We start from the raw sequence: 26,164 nt of genomic DNA, 5'->3' as shown, positions 1-26,164 counted from the left end.
CTTCAACATGCGGCGTACCGCGACATAAGCGCACTGTTTTCAGGGCGGGCGCCCGCGCTTTTCAGGCGGCTTCGGTCTGGTCCTGCAAAGCACGAACTGTGCTGCCGTAACCGCCCTGTGCCACATAATCGGCCTCGGATGCTGTATCCGGGCGTTTCAGCATTGTGTTGCGTGTCGGGAACCGGCCGAACTGGCGGATCACCGCGCGGTGTGCGCGGGCGTGCAGCAGGTTCTGCGGCCCGTGAACCGGCATCCGCTCACAGATCAGACGCACACAGCGGTCCTGGTCACAGAGGTTTTCCGAATGCATCAGCGGCAGATAAAAGAACTGACGCGCAGGTTCATCAATGCGCATGTCCCAGTCTTTGTTGATCGCTGATTTGGCGGCGGCAAGTGCCACCCGGTCCGTCGAAAAGGCCTGCCCTGTCCCGCGGAACATATTGCGCGGAAACTGGTCTGTCAGAATGATATAGGCCAGCGCACCCGAAGGGTACGTCAGCCACAGGGAGAACCGCCCTTCACAGGCGCCCTCCCAGGTCTTTTCAAACCGGTTGCGTATTTCGTTGTCCAGACTGTCGGTCGCATTGTACCAACCCTCCGGTCCCACCTCGTCAAGCCAGAAGCTGAGTATCTCCTGAGGATCCATCATAATAACTCCATCGTTCACCACATCCCCGTGGTTATCCTAACGTTTTTATGTCCTGCCGACCTAGTCACAAATTGCGTCATTGCGACATATTCAGGGGGCATCTTCGTCCTTTTCACCCTCAAGTTCCGTCTCGATGGCGTATTCCTGTGCATATTCAACCGCAAGTGATGTCGAAGAAGGCGTTACAGGAACATACGTCCCCGTCTCGTCGACCGGTACGGCACGTGCCACGGTGGAGCGGTATCCGGCATAGGCAACCAGCATCGCAAAGAGCACCGCAGTAAAGAGATAAAACCCGCCCGGGCCAGCGACATCCATCATATAGCCGGTGATCAGAGGCCCGGCGATTGCTCCCAGTCCGTTGATGAAAATCAATCCGCCCGATGCCGCTGCCATATCCTCGTGTTCCAGGAAATCGTTGGTATGCGCGATCAGCAGGGAATAAAGCGGGTTGGACATGCCGCCCACAACAAAGGCCGACACCAGCAAAAGTGTGAAGTAGTGCCCCAGCGCCATCCCCAGCAGCGACCCGCCGACACCGATCGCCGCAACGATCAGCACCAGATACCGCCGGTCCATCCTGTCTGATATCCAGCCAATGGGATATTGCAGCAGGACCGAGCCGACAAAAAACATCGCCACAAAGGTTGAAATCTGGGCAACCGTCAGCCCCGCCTTGGCACCATAGACCGAAGCCATGCCGAACTGTGCCGAAAAGACCCCGCCCAGCAGAAACATGCCCACACAGCCCAGCGGCGAAAATCCATAAAGCTCGCGCAGGCTCATCGGTTTGGTGGTGTCAAATGCCGGCGTCGGGCTGATCGACAAAAGAATGGGCGTAATGGCGATGGAAACCAGAACAGACGGGATCACAAAGAGCACGTATCCGGAGGGATCTGCCGCGAGCAGAAGGGCCTGACTGACCACAATGCCCGCTGTCTGCACGATCATATACAAAGACAGCGCCTGGCCACGGTTGGCATTCGTTGCCGCATTGTTCAGCCAGCTTTCAGCCGTGACATAGACCGCCGAAAAGCAGAACCCGATCAGCACGCGCCCCAGCGTCCAGACCCAGACTTCGGTCAGTGTGGGGTAGATGATCATCACGGCAGAGATCAGTGAGGCCAGCGCCGCAAAAACCCGCACATGCCCGACCCGCCGGATCATACCGGGGGCAAGCCGTGAGCCTCCCAGAAAACCCACGAAATACGCAGACATGACGATGGACATTTCCAGTGTGGAAAAGCCCTCGATCTCACCGCGGATACCGAGAAGCGTGCCCTGCATCCCGTTCCCGACCATCAGCAGGCACATGCCAAGCAAAAGGGCCCAGGCGCTCGATAAAACCTGTAACATGCGCGGTCTCCATGGCCTGTCGCGGCGTACGACTCACTCAATTGTGCCGTTGTCGCTGCCCTATTTCAGGCCCGTGCGCGACGCAATGGGTCGCATTGGGCTTTCAGGGTTTTTCCGGAACCAGCAGCGAGGAATCGCCGTAGGAGAAAAAACGATACTTGTGATTGATTGCGTGCGCGTAAATATCGCGCACCCTGTCCTGGCCCATCAGCGCGGATACCAGCATCATCAGAGTGGATTTCGGCAGATGGAAATTTGTCATCAGCGCGTCGGTGACCCGAAACTGAAACCCCGGGTAGATAAAGATATCCGTGTCGCCTTCCCAGGGTGCAATCGTGCCATCGCGGGCAGCCGTTTCGATCAGGCGCAGGGCCGTCGTGCCCACCGGGATCACCCGCCCTCCGGCTTTTCGCGTCTCGGCAATTTCGCGCGCCGCCTCTGCGCTGACACGCCCCCATTCTGCATGCATCTTGTGGGTGGTTACATCGTCCACTTTGACCGGCAGAAAGGTTCCGGCCCCCACGTGCAGGGTTACATGGCTGAAGCTCACGCCGCGTGCCGCAATCTCGTCCAGCAATGCTGCGTCAAAATGCAACGAAGCGGTCGGTGCCGCCACAGCCCCCCGGTTACGGGCAAAAACGGTCTGATAGTCATCATTGTCACGCGCGTCGGCGGGGCGTTTGGCCTCAATGTAGGGCGGCAGCGGCATTGCACCTGCAGCATTCAGCGCAGTGTCGAAATCGTCGCCCGAAAGATTAAAGCGCAGCAGCCCCTGCCCGTCTGATGTGCCCTCCAGGACAGCGCGCAGCGCGTCACTGAAGACGACTTCTTCACCGGGTTTCAATTTCTTCAGCGGCTTGATGAGTGCGCTCCAGGTGCCATCTGCCTGCGGCTCCAGCAGCGTCACGCTGATTTTTGCCGTTGTGTCGCCCTGCGCGCTGGTCCGGTGCCGCAGACCGCTGAGCCGCGCAGGAATGACGCGTGTGTCGTTCAGAACCAGCCTGTCACCGGGCCGCAGCCAGTCCGGCAGCGACGAGACGACACTGTCAGTGATCCGAGCGCCCTCGGCCACCAGCAGGCGCGCAGATGTACGCGGTACCGCCGGGCGCGTGGCAATCAGCTCTTCGGGCAGGTCAAAGTCAAAATCTGTCAGTTTCACGGATGCGCTCAGTCCCGGAGAAAGTTTCTGTCGACGGCCTGGGGTTCAGGACACCCGCACATGCCCAAAAGCGCAGAAAACATCAACACCCACATTACCGGGGGCCATGAAAACGCTGGCGGGTGTCGCGGTTTCCGTACCGGTGCGATGGTCGCGGACGGGGGCAAACAGGCGGGCCTGTTGCCCCCTTGTGGGCTGCATCAAGCGCCGGTCCGCTCTGGCTATCTGTCGCTGCCGCTGACGTTTTTGCGCCGCACAGGGGCCGGAGCCGGCGGCGGCGGTTCTTCGCCTTCTGCCAGCGGGACCTCGGGCCGGGGCGCGCGGAAAAGATCACGTATCCCACCGGGGACAAGCGCGGTCAGCGGATTAACAAAAACTTCCGGGTCTTCGGTCGTGCCCCGGATGGAATAGTTGAACCCAAAGAGCCCCTCTCCCCGGCGCGAAATCACGGCCCCGACCGCATTGAGCAGATAGACCGGTGATATGACGCCCTGCATCTGAATCTGCCCTGTACCGGGCACAAAGATACCGTCCATCGACAAGCCCATCGAAGACCCCACAGCACTGGCCTCGCGCAGCGTGATACGGTCAGGTGTCAGCCGGAAATCAGCCAGCACTTCTGAAAAGTATATGCCGTCACCGCCCAGCTGATTGACGAGCCCGACGATGCTGATCGAATTCAGCAGTGCTGCTATTGCCGGGGCATCCACCACACTGATGTCGGCCACTCTGAGCTTGCCGTCAAAAGCGCCCGCGGTGCCAACCGGCCTCAGCGCCAGCTCCAGCTGCCCGCCACGCCCCTGTTTCAGAACGCCCGCCGCCGCGACCACGCTGCCCGCGTCATCGGCAGCAATGCGTATTGCGCTGCGGCCTTCTTCGGGAATGACCTGGCCCGTGACCCGGGCCTGACCGTTGACCAGCCCGGTAAAATTCCCCAGCAGACCGCCGCCGCCGGTTGTGAATTCCCCCCGCAGGTTCCGAACGGCAATTGAATCGCTGACCTGCAGTGTATCCAACGCCACAGTCAGCGGCCCGCCTGCCTGACCTGAGCCACCCGATGATCCGAAATCCGCGCGACGCAGATCAATCCGTCCGCCATTGATGCTGATCGCCGGAGCGGCCCCCTCGCCGCGCCCTGTCAGCTCTGCCGGTACGTCGAGCCAGCCACCGACACGCAGGCGCGCCAGGCGCAGACGGTCAAACGCCCCGTCTTCTTTCAGAGCCACATCGCCTTCGGCCAGCAGCCCCGGCGCTTCCAGCCGGATGCTGTCCACAACCGGTACGGCCCCCAGGCGCACCGCCAGATCCAGCGCCCCCGCAGTGCCCGCGCCCTTGCCCCAGCCAAGTGGCGGCAGCGACAGGGTCAGCCCGCGCAGATCAGAGGACAGATCCAGTACCGGCGGCGTATCCTTTTCAAGCGTAATACTGACCCTGGCGACACCCTCACCGCCCACGGTGCCCGGTGGCAGAGCGACGCGAAAGGTCTCCAGCGTGTTTGCGTTCAGCGTCACAGTACCGGTCACCTGCCCGGGCGGCTGCGGGCCTTCCCCCAGCGCCTGTTGCCAGGTGGCATCAAAAGGCACACCATCCAGGTCACCCTGGCCCTGCAGGCTGACACCTTCGTCAGAAGCCACAAGCGCCAGTTCCGGCGCACTGAGCACCCTGTCCGGCACCAGCTGGTCAGAACGCACATCGGTGATCACACCTGTCAGATCAAAATCCACCATCTCGACCGGAATGCCCTTTTCCAGTGGCATCGAAATCGTTCCGGCCACCTGCGCCTGTCCTGTGGCAATATCCGGCGTGCGGCCCGCCTTGCGCATCACTGCCAGCGGCTCGCGGTCGAGCAGTGACAATGCGGCCTGAACCCCGCCCTGCGCCTGCAGTCGGACGACACCGGGCGTGAAATCCTTAATCTTTACATCCGGAATAATGAACGCCGTGCCCGTTACATCCACCAGACCACCCTGCGGGGCATCGACGACACCTTCGTCCGCGACGACCACAAACCGGTCCCGGATCAGCGTTGCATGGCCGCGCGCCTTTTGCAGATGCGGCATGGTTTTCAGAAACCGCACCTCGGCGTCGCTGAAATCAAAGCTGACAAAAGTTTCCGGCACGCCGCCATCTTTCAGACGGATCGCGCCGGAAATATCGCTCAGCCTGCCGGCCCGGATGTTCTCGGCTATCCAGCGCCGCGATTTTGGTTTGACGGCTTCCGGCCAGAGTTCGAGCAGCCGCGCAGGACGCAGCCCATCCATCTGCCCGTCCAGGGCGATTTCCCAGCCCTGGTCATCCGCGCGGATTGTGCCGTTGCCGGTCGCAACGTATCCGTCATCCTGCACCTGAAGACGCCCGATGGTCAGCCGGAACGGGTTCACACTCAGCTGAAAATCCATCTCTGCAACGGCAACGGACACCGGCTCGGGATAAAACCCGGCGGGGTTCACGCTGAGATTGCTCAGACGGAACTGTCCCACCATATCGCCGATCCGACCGTCCACCGGCACGCCGATCTCGGCCTGACCTTCCAGCTGCCCGCGGCCCCACTGGCTGTTGACCGACAACTGGTCAAACCGCAGCGTTCGGTTGCCTGGCTCATAGGTGAAATAGCTTTGGGCGCCGTCGATGGGGATCGCGCGCGATTCCGGCGTGGGCTGAATGACGCCTGCACCGATCTGCAGTGTCGCACTCAACGGTCTGATCGTGCCATCTTCGCCAAGCCCGCCGCGCAGGGCGCCCGAAATCGGCGCCTGAAGCGCGCCGAGCCAGGCGAATGCGGGCCCCTGGCTTGCAATATCAACTGCGGGCAGGTCCTTGAGCGTCACGCCGAATTCCGAGGCGCGCACCCCGATCCGCCCGCTGTAACTGGCAGCAAGTGTCGCCACCTGCGCGCCGCCGCCCAGAACGGCAAGATCCACGGTGATCTGCAGCGCGTCGCCCTGCCGGGTGAGCAGCGCGCGCCCACCGTCGATTGTCCAGGCCCTGTTGGCGCGCTCATCTTCGTAGCGCAGGGTCAGCGTCTGCAGGCTGACCCGGTTCAACCCGGAAAACCCTGGCCGGAGCAGAAAGTCATCCATTTCTGCGACCAGTTCCGCGAGATTGGGGGCCTGACGGCTGACCGGGGCGGCGCCCTGAGCACCCGACAGGGAAATACTGCCCGTTTCCGACCGTCGCAGTGTCAGAAAGACGCCGCTGACATCAAGTGATGTCGGCTCCAGGTGTCCCCGCATCAGCGCTTCGAGCGACGCCCCGGCCCGCAGCTCCGAAAAACCGGCGACTGCGGTGCCGTCCGGCGTCGTCACCCGCACGTCCCGCACCAGCGCGCGCGGCCGCCAGCTGTCATCAACCAGCAGCATCACATCGCCAAAACTGATGTCGGCTTCGGGCACCGCATCCTGCAACCGCGTCTCGATCTGCGCGCGCAGCCAGTCCGGTGCTGTCAGGTCGCGGCCCTTGATCCACCAGCCCCCCCAGGCGGCGGCACCGGCCACCACAGCAAGGCACAGAACGCACCAGATCAGCGCGCGCCTGCCCCGGCGGCGTTTCGGGCGTTCGGTGGATGGGCTCGGCGCGCTGGTCAAATCTGGGCTGGCCTGTGCCTTGCGTGACATGAAAAACGGGTTTCTGGCGGGTCAGGGCTTGGCGCTTGCCGGCCCTGACCTACTATGTCATCTGACAACAATCCTGAAAAGCCAAGAGACTGTTATGCCCGAGATTTCACAGACCGCACCAGACTTTACCCTGCCCGCAACGGGGGGCACCGAGGTGACCCTCTCTGCGCTCAAAGGACAGCCGGTTGTGCTGTTTTTTTATCCGCGCGATGACACGCCGGGCTGCACCAAGGAGAGCATCGCCTTTTCCGAAAGCCGCGAAGCCTTTGAGGCAGCCGGTGCCGCCGTCTTCGGGGTTTCCAAAGACAGCCTGGCCAGCCATGAGAAATTCGCCACCAAGCGCGATCTTTCCGTCCCGCTGCTGTCCGACGGAAACGGCACTGTCTGCGAGGACTATGGCGTCTGGAAGGAAAAGAACATGTACGGCAAAAAGTACATGGGCATCGAGCGCACAACCTATCTGATCGCAGCGGACGGGACGATTGCGCAGATCTGGAACAAGGTGAAAGTGCCTGGTCACGCAGAAGCCGTTCTGGACGCGGTACGCGCGCTGTGATGGCGCTGGCGCAGATGGCAGAAGCTGTTCTGCGCACGGCGGACGGCCGCGAAAAGACCGCCCTTTCAAGACAGTATGCCGCCGAATGGCAGGCCGCGCGCGCGCGGGGCGAGACACCGGAGACCGGCAGCGCAGAGCCGCCGATGCATCCCGCGCGGCCTGAAAAACCACAGCTGCTGAGCCCGCGCGACGTACCGCGCCGCCGCCCCGGCACACCGGAAGGGCGGATCGCGCTGTTGCATGCCGTGGCGCATATCGAACTCAACGCAGTGGATCTGCACTGGGACGTCATTGCGCGCTTCGGTCACGTGCGAATGCCGATGGGGTTTTATGACGACTGGGTCAAAGCGGCGGACGAGGAATCCAAACATTTCAACCTGATGTGTGACTGTCTGGAGGAGATGGGCAGCTTTTATGGGGCGCTGCCCGCCCATGCTGGGATGTGGCGCGCAGCAGAGGATACGGCAGAGGATTTCATGGGACGGCTTGCGGTCGTGCCCATGGTGCTGGAAGCGCGCGGTCTGGATGTCACCCCCGGCATGATCGAGGTCTTCAAAAAGGCGAAAGCAGGCAGCGCTGTCGCCGCGCTGGAGACGATCTACGCCGAGGAAGTTGCCCATGTGGCCTATGGATCGAAATGGTTTCATTTTTTGTGCGGCCGGCACGAACATGACCCCAAGGAACGGTTTCACACCCTGGTCAGGCAATATTTCCACGGGCCCCTCAAACCGCCCTTTAACGAGGAAAAACGCGCCGAGGCCGGTATCCCGCCCGATTTCTACTGGCCGCTGACCGAGGATGTATGACCCTGAAAATCCGCCGTTTTCGGCGGGTTTTTGCCAATTTTGCAACATTCAACGTCAGGTTGATGCACAACTGTTAATGCTGCTTGCCCGCGCCTTCCCTGCTGGTTAATCACTTTGCGGGGATACAGGTCCAGCCCGCAGAAGGCTTGTCCTGAGCAGAAACAGAATAAGGAACGGCTTGTGCGCACAAGGCTGGCAATCAGAACACATGCACTGCTCGAGCGGATTTTTCCGGAACGCAGGGTATTTCTGAAATCCGATGCCGACACCCGTTTTGTGCGCCTGCGTCCGGGCACGCAGCTGATGGCCTTTGCCGGCGGCGCCCTGCTGGTGGCCTGGGCGATCACGGCGACAGCAATTATTCTCATGGACAGCATCGGTTCGGGTAATTTCCGCGACCAGGCAAAGCGGGACCAGACGACTTATCTCGCGCGTCTCAATGATCTGTCCGGTCAGCGCGACAGCCGGGCCGCCGAGGCACTGGCCGCGCAGGAACGCTTTAATGCAGCGCTGCGGCAGATATCCGTGATGCAATCCGAACTGCTGGCGTCCGAGACGCGCCGCCACGAGCTGGAAACCGGCATCGAAGTTATTCAGACCGCCCTGCGTGAAACCATGCGCGAGCGTGAGGACGCGCGCACGGCCCTCGCCGCCCTGACGGACGATCTGCAGGAAGGTGGCGGAGAAACCGCAGTGGCTTCCGCCGTTGATGGCGCACCTGTGGACTTTCTTGCGGATGCTCTTGCGCGGACCGCCCAGGAACGTGACCAGGTGGTTGCGGATGCCCAGGAGGCGCTGCGCCATGCCGATGACCTGGTGCATGAAATCGCGCTGATGAAAGAAAACAACGATCAGATCTTCCGCCAGCTCGAAGAGGCCATGACGATTTCCGTCGAGCCGCTGGACAAAATGTTCAGCCGGGCGGGCCTGCCGACCGAGCGGATCATGAACCAGGTGCGGCGCGGCTATTCCGGTCAGGGCGGCCCCCTGATGCCGCTGGCCTTTACCAGCAGCGGGTCCGAGCCCACTGCGGATATGATCCGCGCCAACCGACTGCTGAACCAGATGGACCGGCTTAACATGTACCGCATCGCCGCCGAGAAGGTGCCTTTTGCCATGCCGGTCAAGCGGGCGTTCCGGTTTACCAGCAACTACGGCTTTCGCCGCGACCCGAAAACGGGCGGCAGGCGTATGCACAAAGGCGTCGATTTCGCGGCCCCTGCAGGCACCGATCTCTTTGCCACAGCAGACGGTGTTGTGACCGAAGCCGGATGGGCTTCGGGCTATGGGCGTCTGATCAAAATCCGCCACAGCTTTGGGATCGAGACGCGATACGCACATCTGTCGAAAATTCGCGTCAAAGTTGGGCAAAAGGTCTCGCGTGGCGACCATATTGGTGATATGGGAGCATCCGGACGGGTGACCGGCGTGCACCTTCACTACGAAGTCCGCGTCGACGGTGAAGCAATCAACCCAATGATCTATATCAAGGCTGCAAAAGATGTTTTCTAAGAGCAAAATCAACGAACCAGGCCCCAAACAGGGTGAAGCAGATGCACCGGCACCTGCCGCGTCCTCGGCGCCTGCGACACCGAAATCCAGCGATTTCAAAGCAGCGGCGCCCAAGCCAAAGCCGCCCGCGTCGGTTCTGTCGTCTGATCTGCATGTCACCGGCAATATGAAAACCACCGGAGACATTCAGGTTGAGGGCACCGTCGAAGGCGACATCCGCGCGCATCTGCTGACCATCGGCGAAAGTGCTACGATCAAGGGCGAAGTTGTCGCCGATGATGTCGTGATCAACGGCCGCATCGTGGGCCGTGTACGCGGCCTGAAAGTGCGCCTGACTTCGACCGCCCGCGTCGAGGGTGACATCATTCACAAGACAATCGCGATTGAAAGCGGTGCGCATTTCGAAGGCTCCGTGCAGCGTCAGGACGATCCGCTGAACCCCGGCGCGAAAACAGCGCCTGCGGCCAAACCGAACCCCGCCTCCTGATCAGGACGCGACACCGGCATTCAGGGCGCTGCGGTTTCCGCGGCGCCTTTTTCGTTTCCGGGTTCTGACCTCCGGGTATCCGGGTACCTTCCGGTCCTGGTGCTGAATGCCTGCCCCCGCCCTGCCGGAATCACCAGCTTCTGCCCCGCAACTGCGACATCCGGGACACTCTCCGACCGAAGTCAGCTGTTTCATGCCAGAAGGCGGGTGTCCTGACCACCATATGGCGCAGGTCCTGACACGCGTCGCGGCGCTTACAGAAAAATCCGGAAGTGCAAGACGGCCCGCCTCCATATCAGTTTCACCGCCCGCGCGTCACACAGAACCGGTCACAAACCCGTCTCGCTGATCCATGCCGCGATCGCCTTGCCTATCTCTGCCCCGCTGTCTTCCTGAATAAAGTGGCTCCCCGCCACCTGAACCTCGCGCTGGTTGGGCCAGGACCGGCAGAATTCGCGTTGCCTGCCGATCAGAATCGCGCCGGGATCGGCATCCACAAAGAGCTTTGGCAGATCGCTTTCGCTCAGCCAGTCTGCATAGGACTGCACACGCGCGACAACCTCCGCTGGCTCCCCCGCGATAGGGATCTGACGCGGCCAGGTCAGCATTGGATAGCGGTCGAGATGTCGCTGAAACGGCCTGCGGTATTCATCCATTTCGCCCGGCGTCAGATCGCACAGCACAGAGCCGGGCAGGATGCGTTCGATAAAAATGTTTTTGTCCAGGATCATCTCTTCGCCTGCTTGGGACCGCAGCGCCTGAAAAACTGGTGTGGCCGCCTCGGAAAAGTCGTCCCAGGAGGGCAGCGGCTGAACGATCCCCTCCATATAGGCGATACCACTCACCGCAGACCGGTTATTGTTGGCCCAGTCAAAGCCCAGAGCCGATCCCCAGTCGTGCACGACAAGAACCACATCGCTGTCAAGCACAAGCGACTGCATGAACCCCGCCAGATACCGGCTGTGCAGATCAAAGGTATAGGTCCCCGCGTTTGCTCCTGACACTTTGCCACTGTCCCCCATGCCAATGAGATCAGGCGCAATGCACCGCCCCAGATGCGCGACCTGGGGGATCACATCGCGCCACAGATAGGATGACGTGGGATTGCCGTGCAGGAAAACGATGGGCCTGCCTTTGCCGGTCTCGGTCCAGGCCATGTCATGCCCCATAACGGATACGGTCTGCTTGTCCATTTTGCGCACCCCCTGCAATCTGGACATCATTGAACACCGTGTCAGACCGTTCCCGCAACGAAAAACGGCAGGTCCCGGAGAACCTGCCGCAGCAAAGCAATAGAGCTCTGGTTGTTATTCGGTGACTGTCACCGTCTGCATCACATCAGGCTGACCAATGACCGCGCCGTTGGGGCCGTCACCGCGTTTGATTGCGTCCAGCACCTCAAACCCGTCAACCATCTGACCGACAACAGTGTATTGTCCGTTCAGGAAATAGCCTTCGTTGAACATAATAAAAAACTGGCTGTTGGCGCTGTCAGGGTTCTGTGCCCGCGCCATGCCAACGACACCCCGGTCATAGGGCACATCGGAAAACTCGGCCGGCAGATCCGGCATATCGGATCCGCCTGTGCCCGCGCGGCGCATGTCGCCCCCGGTTTTGCCGTGCTCGACATCGCCCGTCTGCGCCATAAAGCCGTCGATCACCCGGTGAAAGACAACCCCGTCATAGGCACCGCTCGCGGCCAGTGTCGTAATCCGCTCGACGTGTTGCGGCGCAACGTCCTCGAGCAGATCGATGGTGATCGTGCCGTTTGCCTCGCCCGCAACTGTGATCTGGATGCCGTCTGCCAGCGCAGGTCCTGCGGCCAGCAGCACAGCGGCGGTGAGCAGCCTATGCATCTGCTGCCACCTTAACAGAGATCATCCGGTCCGGCTCCGCAGGCGGCTCGCCGCGTGTAATGGCGTCGACGTGCTCCATGCCGGAAGTGACCTGACCATACACGGTGTACTGACCGTTCAGGAAATCATTGTCCTTGAAGTTGATAAAGAACTGGCTGTTGGCACTGTCAGGATTGGCCGACCGCGCCGCACCGATAGAGCCGCGCGCATGCGGGATCTTGGAAAACTCCGCGGGCACATTTGGCAGATCGGACCCGCCGGTGCCTGCCATGCGCAGGTTGAACCCGTCTTCCATATCGCCGTGCTGCACGTCGCCGGTCTGGGCCATGAAACCCTCGATCACCCGGTGAAAAGCCACGTTGTCATACTGACCGGACCGGGCCAGTTCCTTCATCCGCGCCACATGCTGCGGGGCGACATCGGGCAGCAACTCGATGGTGACTGTGCCGCCTTTGAGTTCCATTAGGATCGTGTTTTCGGGGTCTTTAATCTCGGCCATAAGGCGCTCCTCGTTTAATTTGTTGCCACGTACCTAAGCTGTGGCGCTCCGATTGCCAAGCGCGTGCATTGACCTCTGCCCCGATAAGCGCAAAACAGGAGCCAAACCGCAATAAAGGAGACGATGATGGGCTGGAAAACGCTGGACGATATGGATCTGAGCGGCAAGCGCGTCCTGGTGCGTGTGGACATCAACGTCCCTGTTGAAGATGGCACAGTCACCGACACCACGCGCATCGACCGGATTGTACCGACCCTCCGGGACATTCTGGCCGCGGGTGGTTTGCCGGTGATGCTGGCACACTTTGGCAGGCCCAAAGGAAAATACGTCCCCGAAATGTCGCTGCGTGTGACCCTGCCCGCGCTGGAGGCCGCTCTGGGCCAGGAGGTCACCTTTGTCGAGCGGCCCGACGCCGCCGTACTGGCGGCCCTGCCCGCCGGATCGGTTGTGCTGGTGGAAAACACCCGGTTTGCCGCTGGTGAAGAAGCCAACGATCCCGGCATGGCGCAATTTCTCGCCACGCTTGGTGATGTGTTCTGCAATGATGCTTTTTCAGCGGCACACCGCGCCCATGCCTCCACCACCGGGGTCGCGCATCTTTTGCCCTCCTGTGCCGGACGGCTGATGCAGGCCGAACTCTCCGCGCTCGAGGCGGCGCTGTCGAAACCGGAACGCCCTGTGGGGGCCGTGGTCGGTGGTGCCAAGGTCTCCACCAAAATTGCCCTGCTTGAAAATCTCGTAAACCGCCTCGATCTTCTGGTGATCGGCGGTGGCATGGCCAACACATTTCTCGCCGCCCAGGGGGCACAGCTCGGCGCCTCGCTGCAGGAGCCGGATTTCATCGGCACCGCCAAAGCCATCATGGCGCAGGCAGACAAAAGCGGCTGCCGGATCTTGCTGCCCGTGGACGGTCTGGTCGCACGCGAATTCAAAGCCGGTGCTGAACACAAGGTCGTGGCCCTGGGGCCGGACACGGTTCTGGAGGCCGATCAGATGGTCCTTGATGCAGGCCCTGACAGCGTCAAAGCCGTTTCTGATGCTTTCAACGATCTGAAAACACTGATCTGGAACGGCCCGATGGGTGCCTTTGAAATCCCGCCTTTTGACACGGCCACGAATGCCGCAGCCGCGGATGCAGCGCGCCAGACCAAAGCCGGTACGCTGATCTCGGTTGCCGGTGGTGGCGATACCGTCGCGGCACTGAACCAGGCCGGTGCCGCCGGTGACTTCACCTATATCTCCACCGCCGGGGGCGCTTTCCTGGAATGGATGGAAGGGAAAACACTTCCAGGCGTCGCGGCGCTGGAAAATCAATAATAAGGCGGCAAAACCCCGGTTTTTCTGCATATTTCCAACCTGAGGGGATTCACAGGAGTCCGGTTTTGTGTCATAAACCTGTTATGCCCGACAAGAGGCAGTGATACAGGCAACGCGCAGATGAACCGGCAGAACCGCCCCGCCTTCGGACCCTTTGTGTTCTTCACACTCGCACTGGGTCTGGCGACCTACTTTACCTTCGCCGCTGTACAGGGTGATTTTGGTCTGTTCCGCCGGGCCGAGATCAATGCCGACGCGCAGGTGCTGCGCGCGCAGCTGGACAGCCTGGAGGCCGAGGTGTCACGCATGGAAAACCTGACCCTGCGCCTGTCGGATGATTACCTTGATCTGGACCTGCTGGACGAGCAGGCACGCCGTGTTCTGGGACGCATCCGCGCCGACGAAATCGTCATCCGCTGAAGGGTAAATCCGGCCGGTTCGCCCGGGCTCTGACGCCGCGTCAGAATGACACTCGCAAATCCCCTCCGAATCCGATAAAAGATAGTTTAACGCTAAACTATCTGTCCGGAGAAGCCGGACGCGATGACGGAGGACCGCCCTATGGCAACCCGCAAAGCTGCCAAAAAGCCCAATGTTTCAGCCGAAGAGCTGAAAGCCTACTACAAGGATATGCTGCTGATCAGGCGGTTCGAGGAAAAAGCAGGCCAGCTTTATGGCATGGGTCTTATCGGCGGGTTCTGCCACCTCTACATCGGGCAGGAAGCGGTTGTTGTCGGGCTTGAGGCCGCAGCGGAAGAAGGCGACAAGCGGATCACATCCTACCGCGATCACGGCCACATGCTGGCCTGTGGCATGGACCCCAACGGCGTGATGGCCGAGCTGACCGGCCGCGAGGGCGGCTATTCCAAAGGCAAAGGCGGCTCCATGCACATGTTCTCCAAGGAGAAGCATTTCTACGGCGGCCACGGCATCGTCGCAGCCCAGGTGCCGCTGGGCGCCGGTCTGGCCTTTGCTGACAAGTATCAGGAAAACGGGCGCGTGACCTTTACCTATTTTGGTGATGGCGCTGCCAACCAGGGCCAGGTGTACGAGGCCTTCAACATGGCGGCACTCTGGAAACTGCCCTGCATCTTTGTGATCGAGAACAACCAGTATGCGATGGGCACCTCCCAGCAACGGTCGACATCCTCGGCAGAGATCTACGAACGTGGCAAGTCCTTTGGCATTCCGGGCGAGGCCGTGGACGGCATGGATGTGCTGGCGGTGAAAGCTGCGGGCGAGAAAGCCGTGGCGCACTGCCGCTCGGGCGATGGCCCCTACATCCTGGAGATCAAGACATACCGGTATCGCGGCCACTCCATGTCCGACCCGGCCAAATACCGGACCCGCGAGGAAGTACAGAAGATGCGCGACGAGCGCGACCCGATCGAGGCTGTGCGCACGATGCTGCTGACCGGCAAACACGCGACCGAGGACGATCTCAAAGCGATCGACAAGGAGATCAAGGCCGTCGTGAACGACAGTGCCGAGTTTGCCAAAACCTCGCCGGAGCCAGCGCTCGAAGAGCTCTGGACCGATATCTACGCCACAGAAGTACCGCAGGAGGCCTGAACCATGGCAACAGAAATTCTTATGCCCGCGCTCAGCCCCACAATGGAAGAGGGCACACTGGCCAAATGGCTCGTCAAAGAGGGTGACACTGTCTCCTCCGGCGACATCATGGCCGAGATTGAAACCGACAAGGCCACGATGGAATTCGAAGCCGTGGACGAAGGCGTAATCGGCAAGATCCTGATCGCCGAAGGTACCGAAGGCGTCAAAGTGAACACCGCGATTGCCGTCCTGCTGGAAGAAGGCGAAGACGCCTCTGCCGCAGACAGCGTGGCGGCCCCTGCGCCGGAGGCAGCCCCGGCTGCCGACGCGGGCAACGAGGTGTCCGCACCAGCGGCCGCCGAGGCGACCGCACCTGCCGCACCACAAACCGACAGCACACCCGACTGGCCCGAAGGCACGACCCTGAAACAACAGACCGTGCGCGAAGCACTGCGCGACGGCATGTCCGAAGAGATGCGTCGTGACGACAGCGTGTTCCTGATGGGCGAGGAAGTCGCCGAATATCAGGGCGCCTACAAAATCAGCCAGGGCATGCTCGACGAATTCGGTGCCAAACGGGTGATTGACACGCCGATCACCGAACATGGCTTTGCCGGTATCGCCACCGGTGCCGCCTTTGGTGGTCTGCGTCCTATCGTCGAATTCATGACTTTCAACTTTGCCATGCAGGCCATTGACCACATCATCAACTCCGCGGCCAAGACGCTCTATATGTCAGGTGGTCAGATGGGCGCACCCATGGTCTTCCGCGGCCCCAATGGTGCCGCTGCCCGCGTTGGTGCGCAGCACAGCCAGGACTATGCCGCGTGGTATATGCAGGTGCCCGGCCTGCGCGTCGTGATGCCCTACTCGGCCTCGGACTACAAAGGGCTGATGAAAACCGCGATCCGCGATCCGAACCCGGTGATCTTTCTTGAAAACGAAATCCTCTACGGACGCAGCTTTGATGTGCCCGAGATGGACGACTATACCGTCCCCTTCGGCAAGGCCCGCATCTGGCGTGAAGGCGACGATGTCACCATCGTCAGTTTTGGCATCGGCATGCAGTATGCTCTGGAAGCTGCAGAAAAGCTGGCAGAGGACGGCATCAGCGCCGAGGTGATCGACCTGCGCACGCTGCGCCCGATGGATACGGCCAGCATCATCAGATCAGTGATGAAGACCAACCGCTGCGTCACGGTCGAAGAAGGCTGGCCACAGGGCTCCGTCGGCAACTACATCAGCTCGGTGATCATGCAGGAGGCGTTCGATTATCTCGACGCGCCGGTGATCAACTGCACCGGTAAGGATGTGCCAATGCCCTATGCCGCAAACCTTGAAAAACACGCGCTGGTGACAACTGATGAGGTTATCGCCGCCGTTAAACAAGTCACCTACAAGTAAGGAGCGCGCATCATGCCTACAGAAATTCTCATGCCCGCCCTGAGCCCGACCATGGAAGAAGGCACGCTCGCCAAATGGCACGTCAAGGAAGGCGATACCGTCTCCTCCGGCGACATCATGGCCGAGATCGAAACCGACAAGGCCACGATGGAGTTCGAAGCCGTGGACGAAGGCACCATCGGCAAGATCCTGATCGCCGAAGGCACCGAAGGTGTGAAAGTGAACACGGCCATTGCTATCCTGCTCGAAGAGGGTGAGAGCGCGGATGATATCGGCGATACCTCTGCACCTGCGCCAGCAGCTGACGCGGCCGCCGAGGCGGCTCCGGCAGGAAGCCCCGAGAAGGCCGCCCCTGCCCCCGCGGCCCCAAAGGGCGCTGACGGCAACCGTATCTTTGCCTCACCGCTGGCCCGTCGCATCGCCGCAGACAAGGGCGTCGATCTTGCATCTGTCAAAGGCTCCGGCCCGCACGGGCGGATCGTCAAGGCGGACGTGGAAGGCCTCAGCGCCTCCGCAGCACCTCAGGCAGCTGCAGCACCCGCTGCGACCCCTGAACCGGCTGCTGCGCCAGCGGCTGGCCCTGCTGCCGACGCCGTGATGGCCATGTACCAGGGACGCGAATACGAGGAAATCAGCCTCAACGGGATGCGCAAAACCATTGCAGCCCGCCTGACAGAGGCCAAACAGTCGATCCCGCATTTCTACCTGCGCCGGGACATTGAGCTGGACGCCCTTCTGAAGTTCCGCGGCGATCTGAACAAACAGCTCGAAGCGCGAGGCGTGAAGCTCTCGGTCAACGACTTCATCATCAAGGCCTGCGCCCTCGCGCTGCAGTCGGTGCCGGATGCCAATGCCGTCTGGGCCGGTGACCGGATGCTGAAACTGACGCCTTCGGATGTCGCTGTGGCCGTGGCGATCGAGGGCGGTCTCTTTACGCCTGTGCTGAAAGATGCCGAGATGAAATCCCTGTCGGCGCTGTCAGCAGAGATGAAAGACCTCGCAGGCCGCGCCCGCGACCGTAAACTGGCCCCGCACGAATACCAGGGCGGCAGTTTTGCCATCTCTAACCTTGGCATGTTCGGCATCGACAACTTTGATGCGGTGATCAACCCGCCGCACGGCGCGATCCTCGCCGTGGGCGCCGGTGTGAAAAAACCGGTCGTTGGCAAAGACGGCGAACTGGCCGTGGCCACGGTCATGTCTGTCACGCTCTCGGTCGATCACCGTGTGATTGACGGTGCGCTTGGTGCGCAACTGCTCACAGCGATCAAGGACAATCTGGAAAATCCAATGACCATGCTGGCGTAACACCCGTCATCCGATCACAGTTCTGAAGCGGCCCGGTTTTCCCGGGCCGTTTTCCGTTGGGCTCAGCCGCTCACAGGCACCAGCGCGTCAATCTCCAGAACAATATCGCGCAGACCAATGGTGCAATAGGCGGCACCGCCCGCCTCGTCATGTTCGGTAAAGGCCCTGCCCGGCTGAGGGGAGAAGACAAACCAGGTGTTTTCCGCGCCACTGCGCAGCGTCCGCGACAAGCTGCTGCTGACGGCGTGGCCGGTGCGCTCCAGCCCAAAGGTAACGCCACTGCCGATCTGCGTCTGGGGCCGCGTGGTGCGCCCCGTGATAAAAGCATCCGGCCCACTGGCACGCGCGATCTGCGTCGTCGACAGCCCTGAAGTTTCCGTCGTGACATAAACGCAGGGCGATGTCTGGGACACGCCCTCAATACCGCCCTCGTTGCGACGCGTATACCGCAGGACCGCATCGTCGATCACCGTCCCCTCCGGCAACCCGCTCAGGTCAAAGAACACTTTGGCCTGAAACGCGCTGTATATCCAGGTATCGCAGGGAAACGGATCCTGGCCCCTGATCAGCACGGATTCGTATCCCACCAGAGCGCCCAGCACCTCAAGGCCACCGCCATCGCGCCACAGGCGCTCCGAGCTGGACAGCCCGCCCTGCTCATCAATACCCGTACAGGTGCCTGATCGGGTACGGTGCTGTGTCACCTGCATCCCCACGATCACGGGTTGCAGACTGAACCGCTCTGGCTCCAGGTTTCTCAGCGTCTCTGTGATCAGATCGCACCCGGCCAGCAAAAACATGCCGGACAGAGCCGCTGCCAGACGACAGGATGATGTCATGTCGATTTCTCCCCCACTGCGTTGATGTCCCAGCTTAACATGGATGTTCCGGGTCGTGAGGCATTTGTCGCAAACAAAAAAAAGGCCCCGGAAACCGGGGCCGTCAATTACGTTTTTGCAAAGGGGTCTGCGTCAGGCGTCAGGCCCCAGCATGTGGTTCATGGACACCGACGGCTGGTCACAGCCCGCCTCGCCTACGATCCGTGCGGGGATACCGGCCACTGTTTTGCAGGGCGGAACTTCTTCCAGTACAACAGAACCCGCTGCAATCCGGCTGCAGTTGCCAACACTGATATTGCCCAGCACCTTGGCACCGGCACCGATCAGAACACCATCACCGATCTTGGGGTGACGGTCCTCTTCTTCTTTGCCCGTCCCGCCCAGCGTGACCGAATGCAGCATCGACACGTTGTCCCCAACGACAGCTGTTTCACCGATCACGATGGAATGTGCATGGTCGATCATAATGCCACGCCCGATACGGGCAGCCGGGTGGATGTCGACGCCGAAAATCTCGGATACGCGCATCTGTACAAAATAGGCGAGGTCCCGCTTACCCTGCCTCCAGAGGTGGTGGCCGACACGGTAGGCCTGCATCGCCTGATAGCCCTTGAAGTACAGTATCGGCTGCAAAAGCCGGTGGCAGGCCGGGTCGCGCTCGTAGATCGCAACCAGGTCAGCCCGCGCCGCCCGCACAAGCTCGGGGTCAGAGGCATATGCCTCCTCGACCATTTCCCGCACGACAACCATCGACATCTCGTTGGACGCCAGTTTGGCCGCGATGCGGTACGAGAGCGCTTTTTCGATGCTCTTGTGATGGAGAATACAGGCGTGCAGAAACCCGCCCATCAAAGGTTCATCCAGCGCGGCCTGCCGCGCTTCTTCGCAGATCTGATCCCAGACGGGATCGACTGCGGCAATTTTTGCTTTGAGTTCAGCCATGGTATTCATCCTTTCGTGCATCCATTTAAACACCTGGACGCAGAAAACCAAACGCAAAGCCGTGATGTGACCCATTCAGACCCGAGATATGTCCCGCTGCTGTGCTGACCAGTCCCCTTTGCGGAAGGCGCTGATCCCGGCGAGGACAACGCTCAGACAGTCGCAGAACTCCGGGTCGGACAGATCGTGACCGCGCGGCGTTGCATGGCCGCGCGCCGCCGCCCCGAGAGCCCCGTTGCCCCAGCGCGGATGCGGATATCCAAGCTTTTTGTAAAAGACATCCGCATAATGTGCCTGCGTGATAAGCCGCTGGCACAAGGCATTGCGGTCCCGTCCGGGTGCTGCACGCAACACTCTGGCCGCTGAAACAAGGTCTGAGAGCATAAGATCACGCATCAGGAGTTTACCGCCGTTGTGGTGGCCGGTCCCGGACCGAACACGGCAGAAACCTGTGCCACCCCGACAACGAAGGGAGGACTGATCCCGTCCGAAATCTGTGCGGCTGCATCATAGGTCCAGGACGCAGCCGTTGTCGTCTGCTCGCGTACCGGGTTTCCATCTTTGATTACCCGCACCAGATAGGTCTCTGCCTCTTCCGCTAATGGCACTTCGGGGCTGTCCCAGCTGTCACCGTCCAGACGTGTTCGCCTGATCCAGTTGAAAGTGATGCCGCCATCGCCAGTGGCAGACTTCGTGAGATGCACGGGCGCATAGGGCCGAAGCCCGATCCCGTCAAAGGCCACCGACTGCTCTGCATACGACGGGTCATCCACCGGGCGTCGCGCAGCGCCAATCCGCCAGGTCTGCGACACGCGCCGCAGGTTCCTGCTCAGATCCATCTGTGCGGGAAAGCCATTCAGCAGAACAAACCAGGACTGCTCCGGCCAGACTGCGGGCATAATACCATCGGTACCCAGCTGTCCCCGCAGCCGGTGACCCAGCTCCCAGGTATCCTGGTCTAAGAGCTGCGCTGTGCCGAACTGAAAAACCTCCCAGTTGCCAGGCGTCCCGTCACCAATGGCAGCCAGGTTCGCACCGCTCAGCAAAGCGGCCTCCTGTACCGAGCTCAGCGCACCGGTCGTCAGTTTCACGCGCAGCGGCGGGCCATCATCAAACCGCCCTGATCCTGCGGCGGCCATGGGCGATTCCGTCTGGCCGATGACCGAGCGGGCCGAAACGACATCCACCAGCCGGAAGTCCGCGTCTCCCGGTGACCGGTACACAGAAACTGTACCGGGCCAGGGCTGTGCGGTAACGGCCAGGTGCGGCGCGTGCGGAACTTCATCGCCTGTCATCAACGGCAGATCCATAAAGAGCGGCAGAACAGGTACCGGCGGCACAAAAGATCGCGGGCGCACTGTTTCATCGGTCATTTCCGCCGGTTGATATACGTCTGGTTCTATGCGGACGGCTTCAGCGATCTGCAGCGCGCCCTGCTCCACCCGGTCAATACGGTACAGCGCATCACCCGCGTTCTGAACCCCGCTCAGCGAAACAACATCCCCCGCACCAAGGCCAAGGCAGGAGGGTGGCAGAGCAAATCGAATGGCTTCTCTGGCGACCCGCGCTTCCGTCAGCCAGCGCTCGGCAGTCTGTCGCCCTTCGGTGCGTGTCAGAGCGATGGGGATTTCTGACGTGGACACCGTGTGTGTCTTTTCATCTTCCAGCACGGCTTCCTCTGACAAAACCTCGAATGCCGCATCTGCCTGAACAAAACGCAGACGCACACGACCCGCCATTTCCGCCTCGGGCGAGCGCGTCTGCTCCACCGCACCGTCCAGTTCCGTGCTCACCGCGACGTCGGAACGGTCCAGTGGCACAGCGTTCCGGCCATTGCGCATGCGGAACACCAACTGGCCATCACGCTCCACGGCATCAAAACCGTATCTCAGCATCAGAGGCTGCAATGTCTTCCGGGCATCCCCCACTTCGTTCACCATGTACCCGCGCACGGCACCGTGCAGGTCGCTTGTGTCAAAATCTGTCAGACCAGAACGCGTGCAGACCTCTTCCACAACAGAGGCCAGCGCGCGCGCCGACGTCCGCCCGCTGACCCAGTGCCCGCGGGCATAGTTGGCCGCATCGCTCCACTGATCAGGGTTATTTGGAAAGTAGGGATAGGGCCGTGCATCCCAGGCCCAGACGAATGCCCGGTCCATATTGACCATCCGACCGGCGTAGGCCGCAGCGGAAGGGTTGTTCAGCGGATCATCCCAGAACGATATCATCGCGCGCAGATACTGCATCTGCATCAGGTCATCGCGCCCGCCGTTTGAATAGTGCGGCAGACTGCTTTCCGAGGATTTCGGATCAAGAAATTTGTTGGGCTGGTTTGTACCCTTGTCTACGGCAGCGCAGCCGTATTCGGTAAACCAGAACGGTTTGGAGCCCGGAGCCCATGTCGTCGGCACTGCCGAGCGCACGCCCCCGACCCGTTCATAGTGCTGGTTTTCCCACCAGTTACGCAGATCCTTGTACCGGTATATCCACGGCTCACCATGTGCTCCGTCCTCGATGGGAGTGCGTATCTGGTCCCTGCGGTCAGCATCGGAGGCATAAAACCAGTCATAGCCCTCGCCACCTGCGATATTGCCGCGCAGATAGTCCAGATCATAGACTGTGCCAGCCCCCGCATCGAGGTGGTCCTCGCCCTCCCGCCAATCCGACAGAGGCATGTAATTGTCGATCCCGATGAAATCGATCTCCGGGTCTGCCCAGAGCGGATCGAGATGGAAATAGCGGTCGTTGCTGCCATCCTGAGGCTGATATCCGAAATACTCAGACCAGTCTGCGGCATAGCTCAGCTTTGTGTCCGGTCCGACAATCGCGCGCACCTGTCCTGCCAGTTGCCGAAGACGTTCGACGGCCACAAAAGCGTTTCCGGCCCCGCGGATCCATGTCAGACCCCGCAACTCTGATCCGACGCAGAAAGCCTCTACACCACCCGCAGCTTTGCACAGGGCAGCATAGTGCAGCACAAAGCGCGACAGCGACCATTCGTCTGGCCCGGTATAAGTGACCTTGCCGCCCGACACTGTAAAATCAGATGCCTGTACTGTACCGAAAAAGGCATTGACCTCATCTGCAGCCGCACCCGTTCCGTCCGGCGAGCCGTCAACGCCCGGCGCCACTGAAAGCGTTATGCGCCCCCGCCAGGGCAGGCGCGGCTGAAAACCGCCGGGGTTGTAGGGATCAGACAGTGTGTTGGTGGCGATCTGATCCATCAGGATAAACGGGTAAAACATCACCTGTTTTCCGGCAGCATGCATCGCCTGAATAGCCTGTATCACAGAGGCGTCCGCAGGCGTGCCGCCGTAAATCGGGCGCCCATCCTCATCCAGAACCATCGACTGCGCTGAACTGCGGTTCAGACCTGCAACACTCCAGGGCATATTCTGCCCGTCATACTGTTTTTTCTCAACCTTTGGGCGGATGGAACACGCACCGCACCGCAGATCATTGCCAAACCACGAAACGATCAGTGAAGCCGCCTCACAGTTTGGCAGCTCTTCGGTCAGCGTCTCCAGTGAAACGCAGAAATCCGCTTTTTCCGCCGGCGTATTCACGTTTGCTGTCCACCGGCTGCCCGGACCATTGGAAATGTAGACCGGAGATGTCGCCAGAGCGTACTCGCCTGTACCAGGCATCAGCGCCACCGACCGTATTCCGTGGGTCAGCGCAAAGGCAGCATCGGCTTCTTGTGTCTGTTCCGGGCGGGACACTTCAAAAGAAAACTGCGGGACCCTGTTTCCAAACCGCTCAAGGCTGAGGTTCTCAAACACAACATAGGCTGTGCCGCGATAGGCCGGCACCATTCCGGTTCCCTCAATGGCTTCCATTACCGGGTCCGGCAACTGATCTGCGCCGCCCTTATAGACCCGCAGGTTCAGGTCATCAGGTGCTATTTCTTCACCGTCGGCCCAGATGCGACCGACGCGGGTGATCTCCCCCTCGCAGATGGCAACCGCCAGGTTGACCGTATAGCTGTAGCTGCGGGTTTTCGGCTGCGGCGGCGTTCCACCCACACCCTTGCCACCTCCTCCACCACCTGAAACGCTGACAATCTCTGTAAAGTCTGACGCCCAGATAACCTGGCCACCCAGCCGCATTCGGCCATAAACCTGGCTCAGGGGCTCGCCCTCACTGGCGCTGAACAGGCGGAAACGGTCCACGCGCCCTGTTTCGATGGCATCAGAGCCCTGCCCGATCAGTTTCTGGTCAATAACCCTGCCGAGCGTGGCACCAACGGCCCGCCCGATCACCGCCGTCGACAGCCCGGCGACCGTTCCCCCGAGAGACGCGCCCAGCGCAGAGCCTGCTGCAGAAAGTACAATCGTCGCCATCAGCGAGCCTCCTCAGGAAATTCAAACCGGGCGACGACACGCCTGCGCCAGGGACGGCTCAGGGCACTTTCCATCACCCCGAAGCGGGAATAGGCATGTATAAAACTCGCGTCACTTCCCGTACGCCCTACGATGCCAAGATGTTTTGCGACAGCGCCGGCACGCATCCGGAACAGCAGGACATCGCCCGGGGCCTCTGATCTGAGCGGTTTGGCGACCAGGTGACGCTGAGCCGCAGACCAGAGCTGCTCATCCTGACGCACTTCCGACCAGTCCAGCGTATAGGGGGGAACCTTTTCCGGCTCTTCACCGTAATGCGCCCGCCAGACACCGCGCAGCAGCCCCAGACAATCTGTACCTGCACCCTTCACCGATGACTGATGCACATAGGGCGTTCCAATCCAGCTGCGTGCCTCAGAGAGTATCTGATCTCGGAATCCGCTCATCGCAGGCTCCCTCCTGTATTGGCACCTGTGGATTTTGGCACAGCGAGAACCCAGTCCTCGCCCGGCACATCGGGAAACCCCTGGAAATTCGCAAGGTTGAGGAACTTCAGACGGCAGGTCTCGCTGCGCTTGTCGCAACCGGCCGTCAGCCGGACCATTGTGCCGGGCGTCAGCGTGGCCCGCACGGGTTCCCACAATTCTACAGTGCGCGTGCCGTCCTCTGTCCGGTCCTGTTTGATCTGACCTTTCAGACCAGCCGCAGGCCCCTCCAGCACCTCAAAACGCCCTCGGGCAAACCAGCCATCTGAAAAAGCATCCAGATCCTGCCAGCGGAACACCCGGGAACCACTGACGACGTCCAGCGGAATGTCGAGCGAGAAACCGGGACTGCTCAGATCAAAGCCGCAGGCGGGATCGCCCAGCACCGCCGAACAGGGTTTCTGGTAGACCCGCCCAAAAGGACGGTTGAGCGTTTCTGTCAGCCCGCGCAACTCGGCCTGAAACCCACCGTCTGCGCGCCGGAACTCGCCGATCGTTCCGCGAAACTGCATCCAGCGCTGACTGACGTCCTGCCAGTTCACAATCCACGCCTGCACGGATGCATCATCGAACCGTCCCTGTTCGATCTCATCTTCACGAATGGACAGATCGCTCAGCGCGCCCAATGCCTCCGTGTTGTCCACAGACAGGCCCGTGGACTGAGCAAGCGTCATCGCGCTCATGCCGGTGTCGGCCCGAAACGTAATTCCGTCAAAAGACAACGCGCGGTCATGATCTGTAAAGCCCATCACCACGCCGTCTGTGCGTGTAATCGCCCAGGCATGAGCAATGGTCGTCAGCCCGGTTTTCAGATGGGTCAGAAGTCCTGCATCCACAGCGCTCATCGGATCCGTACCTCCACAATGGGTACGTTGGGCACTTCTCCGGCCTGAAAACTCGCCACACTTGTCAGAATGCTGTCCGTGTCAAAACGGACAGGCACATCAAATTCAAACCCTGCAGTCACCGTATCTCCAACCGCCGGTGCCGTGGTGCAGGTGACCGTTCCTGTTGTTGCATCAACCGTAAAATCTGTTCCTTCGGTGAGCCCGACGCCCGCGACCGCCACTCTGACTGTTCCGGCAACCGGTTTCACGATGGGCCGCGTGTAGCTGTGCGCGCCGGAACGGTATGTTTTTGCGAGAGCAAAATCAGTTGCCGCACCATCGCCCGTGCCAATCTCCTGATCCATCGCCGTGATAGTCTCAGACGGTTTGCGGGACCGGTAATCGGACCAGTCTTTCCAGCGAAACCCGTAGAGCTGTCCGAAACGCGCCTCGAAAAAGGCAATCATGGTCTCGACATCATCAAGCGACCGCATTCCCACACCCGCATCGTAGCGCCTGCGCGAATGTGCCCAGGGCGCGTTGCGCTCCTCGAACCCGTTGCTGATGGTGACCACGTCGGTACGCCGCTCCGGACCACCGACGGAACCAAAGCTAAGCGTGACCGGAAATCTGACTTCATGAAACTGCATG

General features: G+C 60.9%; 23 protein-coding genes. 9 read left to right on the top strand and 14 right to left on the bottom strand.

The window, feature by feature from the left end; translation table 11 throughout:
• Nucleotides 1-61 precede the first annotated feature (61 nt).
• The 4 genes from Q1A34_RS00935 to Q1A34_RS00920 form a co-directional block, all read right to left on the bottom strand.
• Nucleotides 62-649, bottom strand: coding sequence for a DUF924 family protein (locus Q1A34_RS00935; RefSeq protein WP_300029468.1), 588 nt, complete (start codon nt 647-649; stop codon nt 62-64).
• A gap of 90 nt (nt 650-739) precedes the next feature.
• Nucleotides 740-2,005 (bottom strand): MFS transporter, encoded by a 1,266-nt coding sequence (locus Q1A34_RS00930; protein WP_300029466.1) that lies wholly within the window; start codon nt 2,003-2,005, stop codon nt 740-742.
• A 103-nt stretch (nt 2,006-2,108) separates the two neighbouring features.
• Nucleotides 2,109-3,164 carry a tRNA preQ1(34) S-adenosylmethionine ribosyltransferase-isomerase QueA gene (gene queA, locus Q1A34_RS00925; RefSeq protein ID WP_300029464.1) on the bottom strand — a complete coding sequence of 352 codons (1,056 nt, stop codon included), beginning with the start codon at nt 3,162-3,164 and terminating at the stop codon, nt 2,109-2,111.
• A gap of 221 nt (nt 3,165-3,385) precedes the next feature.
• On the bottom strand, nt 3,386-6,778 hold the full coding sequence (locus Q1A34_RS00920) for a DUF3971 domain-containing protein (RefSeq protein WP_300029462.1): 3,393 nt from the start codon (nt 6,776-6,778) through the stop codon (nt 3,386-3,388).
• A 94-nt stretch (nt 6,779-6,872) separates the two neighbouring features.
• Here Q1A34_RS00920 and Q1A34_RS00915 point away from each other — a divergent pair, with 94 nt between their 5' ends.
• From Q1A34_RS00915 to Q1A34_RS00900, 4 genes are all read left to right on the top strand, one after another.
• Nucleotides 6,873-7,334, top strand: a complete 462-nt coding sequence (locus tag Q1A34_RS00915) for a peroxiredoxin (RefSeq protein ID WP_300029460.1) — start codon at nt 6,873-6,875, stop codon at nt 7,332-7,334.
• Complete coding sequence (locus Q1A34_RS00910; RefSeq protein ID WP_300029458.1) at nt 7,331-8,140, top strand: ferritin-like domain-containing protein; 810 nt, start codon at nt 7,331-7,333, stop codon at nt 8,138-8,140. The genes Q1A34_RS00915 and Q1A34_RS00910 overlap by 4 nt, the downstream gene beginning before the upstream one ends.
• Nucleotides 8,141-8,320: 180 nt before the next feature.
• Entirely contained in the window at nt 8,321-9,652 is a 1,332-nt protein-coding gene (locus Q1A34_RS00905) for a M23 family metallopeptidase (protein ID WP_300029456.1), read from the top strand.
• A complete protein-coding gene (locus tag Q1A34_RS00900; RefSeq protein WP_300029454.1) occupies nt 9,642-10,139 on the top strand; it encodes a polymer-forming cytoskeletal protein in 498 nt (165 codons plus the stop codon). Before Q1A34_RS00905 ends, Q1A34_RS00900 begins: the two co-directional genes overlap by 11 nt.
• 329 nt (nt 10,140-10,468) lie before the next feature.
• On the opposite strand, the gene Q1A34_RS00895 is transcribed toward Q1A34_RS00900, so the two are convergent.
• The 3 genes from Q1A34_RS00895 to Q1A34_RS00885 form a co-directional block, all read right to left on the bottom strand.
• Nucleotides 10,469-11,332 carry a haloalkane dehalogenase gene (locus Q1A34_RS00895; protein WP_300029452.1) on the bottom strand — a complete coding sequence of 288 codons (864 nt, stop codon included), beginning with the start codon at nt 11,330-11,332 and terminating at the stop codon, nt 10,469-10,471.
• Nucleotides 11,333-11,446: 114 nt separating this feature from the next.
• Nucleotides 11,447-11,995, bottom strand: coding sequence for a peptidylprolyl isomerase (locus Q1A34_RS00890; RefSeq protein WP_300029450.1), 549 nt, complete (start codon nt 11,993-11,995; stop codon nt 11,447-11,449).
• A complete protein-coding gene (locus Q1A34_RS00885; protein WP_300029448.1) occupies nt 11,988-12,494 on the bottom strand; it encodes a peptidylprolyl isomerase in 507 nt (168 codons plus the stop codon). The genes Q1A34_RS00890 and Q1A34_RS00885 overlap by 8 nt, the downstream gene beginning before the upstream one ends.
• Nucleotides 12,495-12,620: 126 nt before the next feature.
• Here Q1A34_RS00885 and Q1A34_RS00880 point away from each other — a divergent pair, with 126 nt between their 5' ends.
• The 5 genes from Q1A34_RS00880 (at nt 12,621) to Q1A34_RS00860 (ending at nt 18,077) form a co-directional block, all read left to right on the top strand.
• Nucleotides 12,621-13,811 carry a phosphoglycerate kinase gene (locus Q1A34_RS00880; RefSeq protein ID WP_300029445.1) on the top strand — a complete coding sequence of 397 codons (1,191 nt, stop codon included), beginning with the start codon at nt 12,621-12,623 and terminating at the stop codon, nt 13,809-13,811.
• 120 nt (nt 13,812-13,931) lie between these two features.
• A complete protein-coding gene (locus Q1A34_RS00875; RefSeq protein WP_300029442.1) occupies nt 13,932-14,231 on the top strand; it encodes a septum formation initiator family protein in 300 nt (99 codons plus the stop codon).
• 141 nt (nt 14,232-14,372) lie between these two features.
• Nucleotides 14,373-15,383 carry a pyruvate dehydrogenase (acetyl-transferring) E1 component subunit alpha gene (gene pdhA, locus Q1A34_RS00870; protein WP_300029439.1) on the top strand — a complete coding sequence of 337 codons (1,011 nt, stop codon included), beginning with the start codon at nt 14,373-14,375 and terminating at the stop codon, nt 15,381-15,383.
• A 3-nt stretch (nt 15,384-15,386) separates the two neighbouring features.
• Nucleotides 15,387-16,769, top strand: coding sequence for a pyruvate dehydrogenase complex E1 component subunit beta (locus Q1A34_RS00865; RefSeq protein WP_300029436.1), 1,383 nt, complete (start codon nt 15,387-15,389; stop codon nt 16,767-16,769).
• Between the two features lie 12 nt (nt 16,770-16,781).
• The gene (locus tag Q1A34_RS00860) at nt 16,782-18,077 is read left to right on the top strand and encodes a pyruvate dehydrogenase complex dihydrolipoamide acetyltransferase (RefSeq protein ID WP_300029433.1); all 1,296 of its coding nucleotides are present in this window, start codon (nt 16,782-16,784) and stop codon (nt 18,075-18,077) included.
• 62 nt (nt 18,078-18,139) lie between these two features.
• On the opposite strand, the gene Q1A34_RS00855 is transcribed toward Q1A34_RS00860, so the two are convergent.
• The 7 genes from Q1A34_RS00855 to Q1A34_RS00825 form a co-directional block, all read right to left on the bottom strand.
• On the bottom strand, nt 18,140-18,916 hold the full coding sequence (locus Q1A34_RS00855; protein WP_300029430.1) for a hypothetical protein: 777 nt from the start codon (nt 18,914-18,916) through the stop codon (nt 18,140-18,142).
• 132 nt (nt 18,917-19,048) lie between these two features.
• Nucleotides 19,049-19,858 (bottom strand): serine O-acetyltransferase, encoded by an 810-nt coding sequence (cysE, locus tag Q1A34_RS00850; RefSeq protein ID WP_300029428.1) that lies wholly within the window; start codon nt 19,856-19,858, stop codon nt 19,049-19,051.
• Between the two features lie 75 nt (nt 19,859-19,933).
• A complete protein-coding gene (locus tag Q1A34_RS00845) occupies nt 19,934-20,254 on the bottom strand; it encodes a hypothetical protein (protein ID WP_300029424.1) in 321 nt (106 codons plus the stop codon).
• A complete protein-coding gene (locus Q1A34_RS00840; RefSeq protein ID WP_300029421.1) occupies nt 20,254-24,201 on the bottom strand; it encodes a glycoside hydrolase TIM-barrel-like domain-containing protein in 3,948 nt (1,315 codons plus the stop codon). Before Q1A34_RS00840 ends, Q1A34_RS00845 begins: the two co-directional genes overlap by 1 nt.
• Nucleotides 24,201-24,647: a peptidase gene (locus Q1A34_RS00835; RefSeq protein WP_300029418.1), complete on the bottom strand. Its 447-nt coding sequence runs from the start codon at nt 24,645-24,647 to the stop codon at nt 24,201-24,203. The genes Q1A34_RS00840 and Q1A34_RS00835 overlap by 1 nt, the downstream gene beginning before the upstream one ends.
• Nucleotides 24,644-25,531, bottom strand: coding sequence for a DUF2163 domain-containing protein (locus Q1A34_RS00830; protein ID WP_300029416.1), 888 nt, complete (start codon nt 25,529-25,531; stop codon nt 24,644-24,646). The genes Q1A34_RS00835 and Q1A34_RS00830 overlap by 4 nt, the downstream gene beginning before the upstream one ends.
• Nucleotides 25,528-26,163: a DUF2460 domain-containing protein gene (locus Q1A34_RS00825; protein WP_300029414.1), complete on the bottom strand. Its 636-nt coding sequence runs from the start codon at nt 26,161-26,163 to the stop codon at nt 25,528-25,530. Before Q1A34_RS00825 ends, Q1A34_RS00830 begins: the two co-directional genes overlap by 4 nt.
• Nucleotide 26,164 lies beyond the last annotated feature (1 nt).

The sequence above is a fragment of the uncultured Roseobacter sp. genome (genome assembly GCF_947491795.1).
Taxonomy (GTDB): Bacteria; Pseudomonadota; Alphaproteobacteria; order Rhodobacterales; family Rhodobacteraceae; genus Roseobacter.
The sequence above is the reverse complement of the archived record's forward strand: the minus strand, read 5'-3'. Positions and strand labels throughout refer to the sequence as shown.

What these genes read in the sequence shown, in the direction of transcription:
- Q1A34_RS00935 (WP_300029468.1), bottom strand. Translation starts at nt 649, where the DNA reads ATGATGGATCCTCAGGAGATACTCAGCTTCTGGCTTGACGAGGTGGGA.
- Q1A34_RS00930 (WP_300029466.1), bottom strand. Translation starts at nt 2,005, where the DNA reads ATGTTACAGGTTTTATCGAGCGCCTGGGCCCTTTTGCTTGGCATGTGC.
- Q1A34_RS00920 (WP_300029462.1), bottom strand. Translation starts at nt 6,778, where the DNA reads ATGTCACGCAAGGCACAGGCCAGCCCAGATTTGACCAGCGCGCCGAGC.
- Q1A34_RS00915 (WP_300029460.1), top strand. Translation starts at nt 6,873, where the DNA reads ATGCCCGAGATTTCACAGACCGCACCAGACTTTACCCTGCCCGCAACG.
- Q1A34_RS00900 (WP_300029454.1), top strand. Translation starts at nt 9,642, where the DNA reads ATGTTTTCTAAGAGCAAAATCAACGAACCAGGCCCCAAACAGGGTGAA.
- Q1A34_RS00895 (WP_300029452.1), bottom strand. Translation starts at nt 11,332, where the DNA reads ATGGACAAGCAGACCGTATCCGTTATGGGGCATGACATGGCCTGGACC.
- Q1A34_RS00890 (WP_300029450.1), bottom strand. Translation starts at nt 11,995, where the DNA reads ATGCATAGGCTGCTCACCGCCGCTGTGCTGCTGGCCGCAGGACCTGCG.
- Q1A34_RS00885 (WP_300029448.1), bottom strand. Translation starts at nt 12,494, where the DNA reads ATGGCCGAGATTAAAGACCCCGAAAACACGATCCTAATGGAACTCAAA.
- Q1A34_RS00880 (WP_300029445.1), top strand. Translation starts at nt 12,621, where the DNA reads ATGGGCTGGAAAACGCTGGACGATATGGATCTGAGCGGCAAGCGCGTC.
- Q1A34_RS00875 (WP_300029442.1), top strand. Translation starts at nt 13,932, where the DNA reads ATGAACCGGCAGAACCGCCCCGCCTTCGGACCCTTTGTGTTCTTCACA.
- pdhA (WP_300029439.1), top strand. Translation starts at nt 14,373, where the DNA reads ATGGCAACCCGCAAAGCTGCCAAAAAGCCCAATGTTTCAGCCGAAGAG.
- Q1A34_RS00865 (WP_300029436.1), top strand. Translation starts at nt 15,387, where the DNA reads ATGGCAACAGAAATTCTTATGCCCGCGCTCAGCCCCACAATGGAAGAG.
- Q1A34_RS00860 (WP_300029433.1), top strand. Translation starts at nt 16,782, where the DNA reads ATGCCTACAGAAATTCTCATGCCCGCCCTGAGCCCGACCATGGAAGAA.
- Q1A34_RS00855 (WP_300029430.1), bottom strand. Translation starts at nt 18,916, where the DNA reads ATGACATCATCCTGTCGTCTGGCAGCGGCTCTGTCCGGCATGTTTTTG.
- cysE (WP_300029428.1), bottom strand. Translation starts at nt 19,858, where the DNA reads ATGGCTGAACTCAAAGCAAAAATTGCCGCAGTCGATCCCGTCTGGGAT.
- Q1A34_RS00845 (WP_300029424.1), bottom strand. Translation starts at nt 20,254, where the DNA reads ATGCGTGATCTTATGCTCTCAGACCTTGTTTCAGCGGCCAGAGTGTTG.
- Q1A34_RS00840 (WP_300029421.1), bottom strand. Translation starts at nt 24,201, where the DNA reads ATGGCGACGATTGTACTTTCTGCAGCAGGCTCTGCGCTGGGCGCGTCT.
- Q1A34_RS00835 (WP_300029418.1), bottom strand. Translation starts at nt 24,647, where the DNA reads ATGAGCGGATTCCGAGATCAGATACTCTCTGAGGCACGCAGCTGGATT.
- Q1A34_RS00830 (WP_300029416.1), bottom strand. Translation starts at nt 25,531, where the DNA reads ATGAGCGCTGTGGATGCAGGACTTCTGACCCATCTGAAAACCGGGCTG.
- Q1A34_RS00825 (WP_300029414.1), bottom strand. Translation starts at nt 26,163, where the DNA reads ATGCAGTTTCATGAAGTCAGATTTCCGGTCACGCTTAGCTTTGGTTCC.